Genomic DNA, 11,976 nt, shown 5'->3' with positions numbered 1-11,976 from the left:
TAAACTGCCCGCTAAATTATTGATTTAGCTCTATTTTTTCCAGAAAAATATTGGGCAGGTTGTACAGCGTGCTGCAACAAACCCTCTGGTACCGGGGACCGGACTTGAACCGGCAAGCCGTAAGGCGGCGGATTTTAAGTCCGCTATGTTTACCAATTTCATCACCCCGGCAGGGCGTTGAATCTTACGTGGACGCGAATTCTACCATTGCCTCGCGAGCGCACCAAACGGGCGCGATCCGGGAGTCCGTCCCCCCTTCGCCGCCTCCGCCGCGCTGAATTTCGAAGTCATCCGCCAGTCACAAAGCTTGCCGATAATCCGCTCACGAAAACGTTTACAATCCGAGCGGAACCCCATGACCCCGACGATCAAAGATGTCGCCGCGCACGCTGGCTTCTCCATCGCCACGGTCTCGCGCGCGATCAACGCGCCGCACACCGTCAATCCCGTCACGCTCGACAAAGTGCGTCAATCGATCGACGCCCTCAATTTCCGCCCCAGCCCGCTGGGCCGGCAACTGCGCGGCGAGCGCACGCGTCTGATCGGCGTGATTCTGCCGACGCTCGCCAACCCGGTGTTCGCCGAATGCCTGCAAGGCATCGACGAACTCGCGTCGGCGCAGGGCTACCGGCTCATGCTGATGACAACGCAATACGACGCCGATCGCGAACGCCACGCGATCGAAACGCTGCGCGAACATCGCGTGGAAGGCCTGATCCTGACCGTGTCCGACGCCGATACGCACCCGCTGCTCGACGAACTCGACCGCGACGGCCTGCTCTACGTGCTGATGCATAACGACACGGTACGTCGTCCGTCGGTGTCCGTCGACAATCGTCTCGCCGCGTACGACGGCGTGCGCATGCTGATCGCTCACGGGCATCGCCGCATCCTGATGCTGGCCGGTTCGCTAGCCGCGTCGGACCGCGCTCGTCAACGGCATCTGGGTTACTCGCAAGCCATGCAGCAGGCCGGCCTCTCGCCGGCGCCCGCGCTCGAAGTGGATTTCAACGCCGACGAACTGTCGCCGTCGGTGCTCGCGCATCTGACCAGCGGGCCGAATCGCCCGAGCGCGCTGTTCTGCAGCAACGACCTGCTGGCGATGGTGGTCATGCGCGGCCTGCGCCGCGCGCGTCTGCAGATTCCGCACGACATGTCGATTCTCGGTTTCGACGGCCTCGCCATGGGCGACCTGCTGTCGCCGCCGCTCGCCAGCATTTGCGCGCCGAATCGCGAAATCGGCTGCGCGGCCTGGGAGCGATTGCTGGCACGCGTCGGCGGGACGTACGAGGCGTTGAACGAAACCTCGCTGACGCTGACCTTGCCGCACAGCTTGCGCCAGGGCGCGACCATCGCGGCGATTCCGAATCGCGATGCCATGTCGTCGCCGCAGGCATCGGCGGCCGCCGCGGAAAAACCGTTCGCCTGACCCGTGTTCCGACTCACGTCTTTGACTCACGTCTTCCGACTCACGCATCTCGACCCCGAACCACCCGCTCTCGTCCTCTCCAGGAGACCCGCAGTGATCCGCTCGTCCGCCCGCTTCGCTTCACCGCTTAAGTCGCTCAAGTCGCTTAAATCGCTCAAGTCACGCCCGTCACGCAACCCGCTCAAGCCGCTCTGGTCCCGCCTCGCGCGCGCCAGCGCCACGCTCGCCGCTGGCGTCGTCCTCAGCGCCGCTCTCGGCGCGCTCGCCCCGCAAGCGGCCCATGCCGACGAAACCGCGATCTGCTACAACTGCCCGCCCGAATGGGCCGACTGGGCCAGCCAGATCAAGGCGATCCAGCAAAAGACCGGCATTCGCGTGCCGTTCGACAACAAGAACTCCGGCCAGTCGATCGCGCAACTGATGGCCGAGCAGAAGAGCCCGGTCGCCGACGTGGTCTATCTGGGTGTGTCGTCGGCATTCCAGGCGAAGGACAAGGGCGTGATCCAGCCGTACAAGCCGGCGCACTGGGACGACATTCCCGCCAACGAGAAAGACCCGCAAGGCTACTGGTTCGCGATCCACTCGGGCACGCTGGGCTTCTTCGTCAACAAGGACGCGCTCGAAGGCAAGCCGGTGCCGCGTTCGTGGGCCGACCTGCTCAAGCCTGAATACAAAGGCATGATCGGTTACCTCGATCCGTCGAGCGCGTTCGTCGGCTATGCGGGCGCGGTGGCGGTGAATCAGGCGCTCGGCGGCACGCTCGACAACTTCGAACCCGGCCTCGACTGGTTCCGCAAGCTGAAGGCCAACGCGCCGATCGTGCCGAAGCAAACCGCCTACGCGCGCGTGATGTCCGGTGAAATTCCGATCCTGCTCGACTACGACTTCGACGCCTACCGCGCCAAATACAAGGATCACGCCAACGTCGAATTCGTGATTCCGCAGGAAGGCACGATCTCGGTGCCGTACGTGATGAGTCTCGTGAAGGGCGCGCCGCACGAAGCGAACGGCAAGAAGGTGCTCGATTTCGTGCTGTCCGACGAAGGCCAGAAGCTGTGGGCCGAAGCTTATCTGCGTCCGGTCCGCGCCGGCGCGATGAGCCCGCAATTGGCCGCCAAATTCCTGCCGGCCGCCGACTACGCACGCGCCAGGCCGGTGGATTTCGGCAAGATGGCGGAGAAGCAATCGAGCTTCGGCGAGCGTTATCTCCAGGTGATGCATTGAACGACATCACGTTCCCGCTGCGCTGGCGCATTGCGTTGATCGCGCCGGCGCTGGCGGTATTCATCGCGTTCTGGCTGTTGCCGATGGGCGCGCTCGCGCAACTGAGCGGCGACGGCCACGCCTTCGCCACCTATCGCGCGATGCTGACCAATCCGCGCTACATGTCGAGCCTCGGCGCGACCGTGCTGCTGTCGGCCGCGGTCACGGCGGCGACGCTTGTGCTCTCGGTGATCGCCGGCCTCCTGCTGGCGCGCCGCGAGTTCCCGCTCAAGCGCACGCTGCTCGCGCTGCTTACGTTTCCACTCGCGTTTCCCGGCGTGGTGGTCGGCTTCATGGTCATCATGCTGGCCGGACGCCAGGGGCTGATCGGCGCGCTCTCGCTCAAACTCACCGGCGACCGCTGGGTGTTCGCATATTCGATGAGTGGCCTGTTTCTCGGCTACCTGTACTTCTCGATTCCGCGCGTGATCGTCACCGTGATGGCGTCGGCCACCAAGCTCGACGCGTCGCTCGAAGAGGCCGCGCGTTCGCTCGGCGCCTCGCCATGGCGGATTACGCGCGACATCGTGTTGCCCGCGCTGTCGCCGGGACTGATCGCGGCGGGCGCGGTGTGTTTCGCGACCGCGATGGGCGCGTTCGGCACGGCCTTCACGCTCGCCACCGACATCGACGTGCTGCCCATGACCATCTACACCGAGTTCACGCTGAACGCGAACATGGTGACGGCAGCAGGCCTTTCGATCGTGCTCGGCATCGTCACGTGGGCGGTGCTGGCCTTCGCGCGGAGCGTGAGCGGTTCCGCCGTGGCGGCAAGCGCATGAGCGGCGTCGTCAAACCCGGGGCAACCCGACAACCGGACCCTGCGTCTTCGATGAACACCGTCCCCGCTCCTTTCCCGCCCGCCGTGAAGCCACGCTCGCGGTTCAAACTGCCCGCGTCGAGAACGTGCCTCGCGGCCGGCCAATGGCTCGTCACGCTGCTGCTATGCGCGTTTCTGATCGTGCCGGTCGTCATGTCGATCATGGCGGGGCTGACGGTCAACTACTTCAAAGGCGTGTCGAGCGGACTCACGCTGCGCTGGCTCGTCGAAGTGTGGACGCAGTATCACGACTCGGTGTTCCTGTCGCTCGAAGTCGCCGCCGCGACCCTGTTCATCACGTTGCTGACCGGCGTGCCGGCAGGCTATGTGCTCGCGCGCAGCAAGACGCGGCTGTCGCGCATCATCGAGGAATTTCTGGTGCTGCCGATCGCACTGCCCGGTCTCGCCTCCGCGCTCGCGCTGCTGGTCGTCTACGGCGGCTTCACGATGTTCCGGATGAGCGTGGCCTTCATCGTGGTCGGGCACGTGGTGTTCACGCTGCCCTTCATGGTGCGCGCGGTCGCCGCGGTCTGCGCGAGCAGCGATCTGCGCACGCTCGAAGAAGGCGCGGCGAGTCTCGGCGCGAGCCTCTGGCAGCGTTTCGTGACGATCGTGCTGCCCAACACGCGGCCGGGCATCGTGGCGGGCGCGCTGGCGGTCGTGACGCTGTCGATCGGCGAATTCAACCTCACGTGGATGTTGCACACGCCCGACACCAAGACGCTACCGGTCGGTCTGGCCGACACTTACGCGTCGTTGCGCATCGAGATCGGCAGCGCGTACACGATTCTGTTTTTCATCATGACGATGCCCCTGCTCGTCGCGATGCAGTGGCTCGGCGTCGATGCGACCGGTCAGCGCAGCGCGGCGAAACAACGTAGCGCGGCCTCGACATCGAAACCCATCATTCAGTCAACGCCCACGTCCACGCCATGAAACTCGCCTCCGTTCCCATTACGCTCGCGCAGTGCGCGAAAACGTTTCGCGGCACGCGCGTGCTCGAACCGCTCGACCTGCGGATCGGCGCGGGTGAAACGCTGGTGTTGCTCGGACCGTCCGGCTGCGGCAAGACCACGACGCTGCGCATGATCGCAGGTCTCGAAACACCGGACGCGGGCGGCCGCATCGCTTTCGGCGACGAAGACGTCACCGCGCTGCCCATCGAAAAACGTCAGGTCGGCATGGTGTTCCAGAGCTACGCGCTGTTTCCGAACCTGACGGTGCGCGGCAACATCGGCTATGGACTGAAGATCCGGCGCATGGCGGCAGAGACCGCGCGTCAGCGCGTCGACGAATTGCTCGCGATGATGCGTCTCACCGCGCACGCCGACAAACCGATCGACCAGTTGTCGGGCGGCCAGCGTCAGCGCGTCGCGCTGGCTCGCGCGCTCGCGGTGCAGCCGCGCGTGCTGCTGCTCGACGAACCGCTCACCGCCCTCGACGCGCGTTTGCGCGACACCTTGCGCAGCGAGATGAACACGCTGTTGCGCGAGCTGGGCATCACGACCGTCTACGTAACGCACGATCAGGCCGAAGCGATGGAACTGGGCGACCGTATCGTCGTGATGAGCGCGGGACGCATCGAGCAGATCGGCTCGCCGCGCGACATCTACTATCGGCCCGCGAATCGTACGGTCGCGCAGTTCGTCGGCACGATCAACCGGCTGGCGGGCGAACGCCGCGACGGCATGCTGACGACCACCGGCGGCGCGGTGCCGTTGCCTTCCGTGTTGAGCACCGCGCAAGACAGCGCCGCGCACGAAATTTTCTTCCGTCCGGAAGACGCGTATCTCGCCGATCCGGCCAGCGCACAGTTGCGCGGTCATGTGGAAAGCACGGCGTTTCTCGGCGAGCGCACCCGTCTGACGATAGGCGGCGCCGCACCGGACGCGTTGCTGATCGACGTCGCGGGCCGCGTCGAATTGGCGCGCGGCACGCCGGTCGGACTGTCGATCGCGCAGGACGCGCTGATTGCGCTATCTTGACGACATCGCGCTGCCCGACTCAACGCGCTATAAAAAAGGACTACCCCATGCTGCTGGCTCAAATTAGCGACCTGCATATCAAACGGCCGGGCGCGCTCGCCTACCGCCGCGTCGACACCGGCGCGCATCTGGCGCGCTGCGTCGCCGCGCTCAACGCGCTCGAACCGCGTCCCGATGCCGTGGTGATGACCGGCGACCTCGTCGACCAGGGCGACCCGGAGCAGTACGAGCACCTCAAAGCGCTACTCGCGCCGCTCGACATGCCCTACTTTCTGCTGGTCGGCAATCACGACGAACGCGCCGCCTTACGCGCGGCGTTTCCCGATCGCGCGGAATTGCAGAGCGGCGGCGAGTTCGTGCATTACGCCGTGGATATCGGCCCGCTGCGCCTGATCGCGCTCGATTCGATGGTGCCGGGTCAAAGCGCCGGCTTGCTGTGCGACGCACGGCTCGCCTGGCTCGCGACGCAGCTCGACGCGGCGCAAGGCAAGCCGACCGTGGTCGCGCTGCATCATCCGCCGTTCGTGTGCGGCATCGGTCATATGGACGAATTGCGGCTCGACCCGGCAGCGGCCGACAAACTCGCCGCGTTGATCGCGCGTTATCCGAATGTGGAGCGGGTGATCTGCGGCCATGTGCACCGGCCGATGTTCGTGCGCTTCGGCGGCACGATCGCGTCGGCGGTGCCGGCGCCCGCGCACCAGGTCGCGCTCGATCTGCGCGACGACGCGCCCTCCGCGTTCATGATGGAGCCGCCCGCGTACGCGTTGCATCGCTACGATCCGGCGACGGGCATCGTCACGCATCATGCGTATGTCGAGGCCTCGGACGGGCCATATCCGTTCTATGAACCCGAAGGCGCGTTGATCGACTGATCCGGGCGCTTGTTGCGTTCTCCCCGGGCCTTCGCGGCGCGGGGAGAACGCATCGGGCGGCTGCCGCACCGTCAGCACGATCCGCCCTGCTCCGGTATGATCGGCACGCTCAAGGACCGCGCATGGGCCGGTCCGTCGAACGTCGCCTCTCATGTCCACACCCAACCCGTCTTCCCCCGCTGCCGCCGACCGGTCGTTGCGCGGTCTGCTGTTTCTGCTCGCGACCATCGCCGGTGTGTCGGTCGCGAACATCTACTACAACCAGCCGCTGCTCGACAATTTCCGCCAGTCGTTTCCGGCCGGCGCGTCGTGGGTCGGCGCGGTGCCGGCCGTCACGCAACTCGGCTACGCCGCCGGCATGCTGCTGCTGGCGCCGCTTGGCGACCGTTTCGACCGGCGTCGGCTGATCCTGCTGCAAATTGTCGGCATGTGCGTCGCGCTGATCGTGGCCGCGGCGGCGCCGACGCTGACCGTGTTGATCGTCGCGAGTCTGGCGATCGGCGTGCTCGCCACCATCGCGCAACAGGCCGTGCCGTTCGCCGCGGAACTCGCGCCGCCGGCCGAGCGCGGTCACGCGGTCGGCACGGTGATGAGCGGTCTGCTGCTGGGGATTCTGCTGGCACGCACGGCCTCCGGCCTCGTCGCCGAATACTTTGGGTGGCGCGCGGTGTTCGCCGTGTCGGTCGTCGCGCTGCTGGTGCTGGCGGTCGTGATCATTCTGCGTCTGCCGAAGAGCCAGCCGACCTCGACCCTCCCCTACGGCAAGTTGCTGGTGTCGATGTGGCATCTGGTGGTCGAGCATCGCGCGCTGCGCGAGGCGTCGCTGACCGGCGCGGCGATGTTCGGCGCGTTCAGTATTTTCTGGTCGGTGCTGGCGCTGTTGCTGGCAGGTGCGCCGTTTCATCTCGGGCCGCAGGCCGCCGGGCTGTTCGGGATCGTTGGCGCGGCCGGCGCAATGGCTGCGCCGCTCGCCGGCAAGTTTGCCGACAAACGCGGACCGCAATCGATCATCACCGTGTCGATCGCGCTGGTGGCGATTTCATTCGTGGTGTTCGGGGCGTCGGCAAGGAGTCTCGCCGGGCTCGTGGTCGGCGTGATCATTCTCGACATTGGCGTGCAGGCCGCGCAGATTTCGAACCAGTCGCGCATTTACGCACTCAAGCCCGATGCACGCTCACGCGTGAATACGGTGTACATGGTGGCGTATTTCATTGGCGGCGCATTCGGTTCCGGGGTCGGCGCGTTTGTCTGGCCGATGTTCGGATGGCTCGGCGTGAGCGTGGCCGGACTCGCGTTCGCCGGGCTCGCGGCGTGGAATCATCTGGCGCTGCCGGCTCGCGCGAAACGGCAGGGTTTGCTTTGAAACTTCGAGCCGTTAAAAATTTGAAACCTTAGCCGCTGTTTCCAGCGGCTTTTTTTGCCGCCGCGCCAGACCCGCAAGGCTCATTCACCGCCTCGCGCATACGCATAGTCATGCAGCGCATCAATCACGCGGTCGAACTCGAACGACTTGTCGTAAAAGTGCCGTACGCCGTATTGCTCGCAACGCTCGCGGTAAGCCGGCAGCGCGTGATTGGTCAGCACCGCGGCGAATACCCTGTCGATCAGCCCCTCGCGTTGCAGATACGCCAGCACGGGCACGCCCGAGCCCTGCTTGAGTTGCAGGTCCACGATCACCGCATCGAACGGCTCGTCGGTCAACAACGCGATCGCCTGATCGGCGGAATCGGCGTAAGCGCAGACGCGCAGCAAACCCGACGCGTCGATCGCTTCCACCAGGCTGCGACGAATGAGCGGCGAATCTTCGATCAGCAGCACGCGCAACGGCGTGCGGCTCACTGACTCGGCAACAGGGTTGGGTTCGCTATTCATCGGCAGGTCTCGATCGTCCATTATTCGATCAGGCCGTTCTTGATCGCGTAATAGGTCAGATCGGCATTGTTCGCCAAACGCATTTTTTCGAGCACACGTGCCCGATAGGTGCTGACGGTCTTCACGGACAAATGCAATTCCTCCGCGATTTCAGTAGGAAGCCGGCCGGCCGCGAGCTTGCAGAAGACCTGAAACTCGCGCTCCGAGAGCGCTTCATGCGGCCGCCCCGTGGCGGGCTTGTCGAGATTGTCGGCGAGCGTATCGGCGACCGCCTCCGATAAGTAACGATGCCCGCGCGCTACCGAACGGATCGCCCGCACGATTTCTTCCGGCTCGCAATCCTTGTTCAGATAACCGTTCGCGCCCGCGCGTAGCAGGTTGATCGCGTATTGGCTCTCCGGGTAGCCGGACAGAATCAGCACGCCCTGCTCGGGGCGCACCTGTTTGATTACCCGCAATGTGTCGATGCCGTTTTTGTCCGGCATGGCGATGTCGAGCAGCACCACGTCGAACGCCTGCTGGCGCACGAGGCTGATGGTCTCGTCGCCGGTGGCGGCTTCCGCCGCGACGCACATGTCCGGCTCGTCGGCGACGAATTGCCTGAAACCCCCTCGGACGATCGCATGGTCGTCGGCTATCAACACTCGAATCATCGGCTTGGTGTCCCTGCTATGGAAACGCTCCAGAGCAGACATTGTAATGATCTCCGGCACGCGGGCGCGCCCGTCATGCAGAGCGCTACGGAACGCGGCGACGCGTGCGACTCATGTCATTCATGCCGCGTGCAACGGGCGCGGGACATGCTTATTTCCAGACCCACCCGCACCCGGCACGCGCCACCAACCCGTCACCGTGCTTACTCCCGTCCTTCGAGAAGATCCGCCATATCGTCGGCATGCTCTTCTTCGACCGCGAGAATGTCTTCGAACAGGCGACGCGTCGTCACGTCCTTCTCGCCGAGATAACGCACGATCTCGCGATACGTGTCGATCGCGATCCGCTCGGCGACCAGGTTTTCCTTGATCATCTCCGTCAGACTATCGCCTTCCTTGTATTCCGAATGCGAGCGTGTCTTCAGACCTTCCGGCGCAAAATCCGGTGCGCCGCCCAGTTGGACGATGCGCTCGGCAATGCGGTCGGCGTGCTCCTGCTCCTCGGCTGCGTGCTCGGCGAACTCCGCCGCCACGGCCTCCGAGTTGATGCCCTTGGCCATGAAGTGATGCCGTTTATAACGCAAAGTACAGACGATTTCCGTGGCCAGCGCGTCGTTGAGCAGCTTTAGCACGGTGTCGCGATCCGCGCCGTAAGTCTGCGTGACCGGTCCGTCGGACATATGCTTGCGCGCGTCCTCGCGGATCTTCTTCAGGTCCATCACGAACGGCTCTTTCGGCTGAGTTTGCGTGGCGGCGCTCGGCGCACCTGGTGATTTCGACATTTAATTTCTCCTTAATCCGTATTGGGGGAACAACGCATCCCGCACGAATCGCGCCTGATGCGCCGGTCAAAGAGGAATCACCGCGGCGCTACGTTCGGAACACGCCAAGCAACAACGTGACCACGAAGACGACGAGGAAAATGTAGAACAGGATCTTGGCGATTTCCGCCGCGCCCGCTGCAATGCCGGTAAAACCGAACACGGCGGCAATGATCGCGATCACGAAAAACACGATGGCATAGTGAAGCATGGCAATTCTCCTTTCAGTGGGGTTGCGCTCAATACACGAGCCTCGCTAATCGACGATCTTTTTCGTCACCACGAAGCCGAGCACGAGGAACACCACGCACAGAATCACGAACACGATAAACAGGAACTTGGCAATCGCGGCCGCACCCGCCGCGAGGCCGGTAAAGCCGAGCAGCCCGGCGACTATCGCGATCACGGCGAAGAACAACGCCCATTTCAGCATGGTGGCTTTCTCCCGAAAGAATGAATGAACGATCAAGGCTCATGCTATCGATCGGGGCACGAAGGCGCATTCCGACGCACGCCGGTTTTCGTGTGAGAATCCGCTTACATTGGATTACGGCAGCGTTACGCGGCGGACGTTACACTGATGCCCCATCCGAGGAGCCGAATGTGCCGAATGCGCTGAACCCGTCGAACCTGCAAACCCCGCGCGATCCGGCAGCCACGACGCGACTGGGTCAGTGGATGCACAAGCGCAGCTGGGCCATCGCGATGACGGTGGCGATCGTCATCACGGTGGGCGGCCTGGTGATTCTGGAGACCGCGCGCGAGCGCATTGCCGCCGAGTACGAGACCGCGCTCGAGTCCCGCGACGTCACGGTGCAACTGAGCACACTCGCCAGTCAGCTATCGAACCTAAGCGCACAGCAGAGCGACTTTCTTCTGACGAAGCAGGCGGCGACCGCGCACGCCTATTGCGCGACCGCCTCGCGAATTCGCCAGAGCGAGCAGCAGTTGAACCGCTTCTACCGCGGCGGCAAGGCGGATAACGCCGAACTCACGAGCTTCACGCAGATCCTGGCGCTGATCGAGGCGCGCATCGGCGCGGGCGCCGCCGCACTGCAACGGGCGGCGCCGCAGCCGCTGGATCTGGCCGCGTGCGGGCCGCTGAGCACGGCGAACCCCGCCGACGCGTCGCTGGTGGACAGCACCCTCTCGCTGTTACGCGACAACGAGGAACGCCGCGCGCAGCACGCGCTCGCCGCGAGCCGCGCCGATCAGCGCATTTCCACGCTGTGCGCGGCGGGTCTGTCGGCCTTGAACATCGTGTTGTTCATTCTGCTGTTTCGCAATCTCGGCATTCAGATCGATCGCCAGGCACGCGTGCAGCGTCAGTTGATCACACAACAGGAAGAACTCGACCAGCTGGTCGGCGAACGCACGCGTCAACTGGAAGCGCTGGGCTGGCATTTGCAGGCGGTCAGCGAAAACGAAAAGACCCAGCTCGCGCGCGAACTGCACGACGAACTCGGCGCGATTCTGACCGCCAGCAAGATGGATGTGGCGTGGGCTAACCGCAAGCTGAAGGACAGCGCGCCGGAGATCGCCGACAAGCTTCAACGCGCGCTCGCCAATCTCGACCAGGGCATTGCGCTCAAGCGCCGCATCATCGAAGACATGCGGCCCACCGTGCTGGCCAATTTCGGGCTCGTCACCGCGCTGCGCACGCTCGCCGACGAAGCCGCGCAACGCAACGGCTGGACGCTCGACCTGCACCTCCCCGCCGACGATATCCAGCTCGACGAGCAGACCGAGATCGCACTGTTTCGCGTCGCCCAGGAATCGCTGACCAATGCGGCGAAATACGCGCGGGCGTCGAGGGTGTCGATTGCCTTGGAGGTCGGCGACGGCCAGGTGGCCCTGCATATCGCCGATAACGGTGTCGGCATCATGCCGGCCGATCTGAAGCGCACCCACACGCACGGCCTGCTCGGCATGCGCCAGCGGGTCGCCGCGCACGGCGGGCGTTTCGATATCCGGCGCGGCGAGCCGAACGGCACCGACATCGACGTCGTGATGCCGAGCGTCAGCACCGCAACGCCGTCGATCGATCTGCCGCCGGCCACGCCCACGCGCTCGCCGGTCTAGCAAGGCGCGACCCTGCGTCGTTCAAGCACGTGTAGGAGTGCGCCGACGCAAACACCGGAGCCCACCTACAACAAAATCGCGACGCAACTGACAGCGCGGCCCCCGCCCTTTTTTTAACATGCAATCAGACCGGATCGACTGGCGATCTGACACAAGCCCCGGTCGCATGTGCCGGA

General features: G+C 64.5%; 13 protein-coding genes and 1 tRNA gene. 8 read left to right on the top strand and 6 right to left on the bottom strand.

Features of this window, described 5'->3' with window-relative positions; genetic code table 11:
- Positions 1 to 86: 86 nt before the first annotated feature.
- Positions 87 to 171 (bottom strand) — tRNA-Leu (locus B0G83_RS07410).
- Positions 172 to 355: 184 nt separating this feature from the next.
- On the opposite strand from B0G83_RS07410, the gene B0G83_RS07405 reads away from it, so the two are divergent.
- From B0G83_RS07405 to B0G83_RS07375, 7 genes are all read left to right on the top strand, one after another.
- Entirely contained in the window at positions 356 to 1,429 is a 1,074-nt protein-coding gene (locus tag B0G83_RS07405) for a LacI family DNA-binding transcriptional regulator (RefSeq protein ID WP_105506796.1), read from the top strand.
- A 93-nt stretch (positions 1,430 to 1,522) separates the two neighbouring features.
- Entirely contained in the window at positions 1,523 to 2,653 is a 1,131-nt protein-coding gene (locus tag B0G83_RS07400; protein WP_105506795.1) for an ABC transporter substrate-binding protein, read from the top strand.
- Positions 2,650 to 3,474 carry an ABC transporter permease gene (locus B0G83_RS07395; protein WP_105506794.1) on the top strand — a complete coding sequence of 275 codons (825 nt, stop codon included), beginning with the start codon at positions 2,650 to 2,652 and terminating at the stop codon, positions 3,472 to 3,474. The genes B0G83_RS07400 and B0G83_RS07395 overlap by 4 nt, the downstream gene beginning before the upstream one ends.
- A 50-nt stretch (positions 3,475 to 3,524) precedes the next feature.
- On the top strand, positions 3,525 to 4,448 hold the full coding sequence (locus B0G83_RS07390) for an ABC transporter permease (RefSeq protein ID WP_105506793.1): 924 nt from the start codon (positions 3,525 to 3,527) through the stop codon (positions 4,446 to 4,448).
- On the top strand, positions 4,445 to 5,497 hold the full coding sequence (locus B0G83_RS07385; RefSeq protein ID WP_105506792.1) for an ABC transporter ATP-binding protein: 1,053 nt from the start codon (positions 4,445 to 4,447) through the stop codon (positions 5,495 to 5,497). Before B0G83_RS07390 ends, B0G83_RS07385 begins: the two co-directional genes overlap by 4 nt.
- Positions 5,498 to 5,544: 47 nt before the next feature.
- Entirely contained in the window at positions 5,545 to 6,372 is an 828-nt protein-coding gene (locus B0G83_RS07380; protein WP_105506791.1) for a phosphodiesterase, read from the top strand.
- Between the two features lie 151 nt (positions 6,373 to 6,523).
- A complete protein-coding gene (locus B0G83_RS07375) occupies positions 6,524 to 7,735 on the top strand; it encodes an MFS transporter (RefSeq protein WP_105506790.1) in 1,212 nt (403 codons plus the stop codon).
- 80 nt (positions 7,736 to 7,815) lie between these two features.
- On the opposite strand, the gene B0G83_RS07370 is transcribed toward B0G83_RS07375, so the two are convergent.
- The 5 genes from B0G83_RS07370 to B0G83_RS07350 all read right to left on the bottom strand — a co-directional run bounded on the left by B0G83_RS07370 (position 7,816) and on the right by B0G83_RS07350 (position 10,151).
- Positions 7,816 to 8,244, bottom strand: a complete 429-nt coding sequence (locus B0G83_RS07370; protein WP_105507198.1) for a response regulator — start codon at positions 8,242 to 8,244, stop codon at positions 7,816 to 7,818.
- A 20-nt stretch (positions 8,245 to 8,264) separates the two neighbouring features.
- Entirely contained in the window at positions 8,265 to 8,897 is a 633-nt protein-coding gene (locus B0G83_RS07365; RefSeq protein ID WP_105506789.1) for a response regulator transcription factor, read from the bottom strand.
- A 203-nt stretch (positions 8,898 to 9,100) separates the two neighbouring features.
- Positions 9,101 to 9,679 (bottom strand): bacterioferritin, encoded by a 579-nt coding sequence (locus tag B0G83_RS07360; protein ID WP_105506788.1) that lies wholly within the window; start codon positions 9,677 to 9,679, stop codon positions 9,101 to 9,103.
- Between the two features lie 88 nt (positions 9,680 to 9,767).
- Positions 9,768 to 9,929 carry a DUF1328 domain-containing protein gene (locus B0G83_RS07355; RefSeq protein WP_006052455.1) on the bottom strand — a complete coding sequence of 54 codons (162 nt, stop codon included), beginning with the start codon at positions 9,927 to 9,929 and terminating at the stop codon, positions 9,768 to 9,770.
- A 45-nt stretch (positions 9,930 to 9,974) separates the two neighbouring features.
- A complete protein-coding gene (locus B0G83_RS07350) occupies positions 9,975 to 10,151 on the bottom strand; it encodes a DUF1328 domain-containing protein (protein ID WP_105506787.1) in 177 nt (58 codons plus the stop codon).
- Between the two features lie 170 nt (positions 10,152 to 10,321).
- Here B0G83_RS07350 and B0G83_RS07345 point away from each other — a divergent pair, with 170 nt between their 5' ends.
- On the top strand, positions 10,322 to 11,800 hold the full coding sequence (locus B0G83_RS07345; protein ID WP_374954897.1) for a sensor histidine kinase: 1,479 nt from the start codon (positions 10,322 to 10,324) through the stop codon (positions 11,798 to 11,800).
- The last annotated feature ends 176 nt before the right edge of the window (positions 11,801 to 11,976 follow it).

It is taken from the genome of Paraburkholderia sp. BL21I4N1 (assembly GCF_002973525.1).
Classification (GTDB): domain Bacteria; phylum Pseudomonadota; class Gammaproteobacteria; order Burkholderiales; family Burkholderiaceae; genus Paraburkholderia.
The sequence above is the reverse complement of the archived record's forward strand: the minus strand, read 5'-3'. Positions and strand labels throughout refer to the sequence as shown.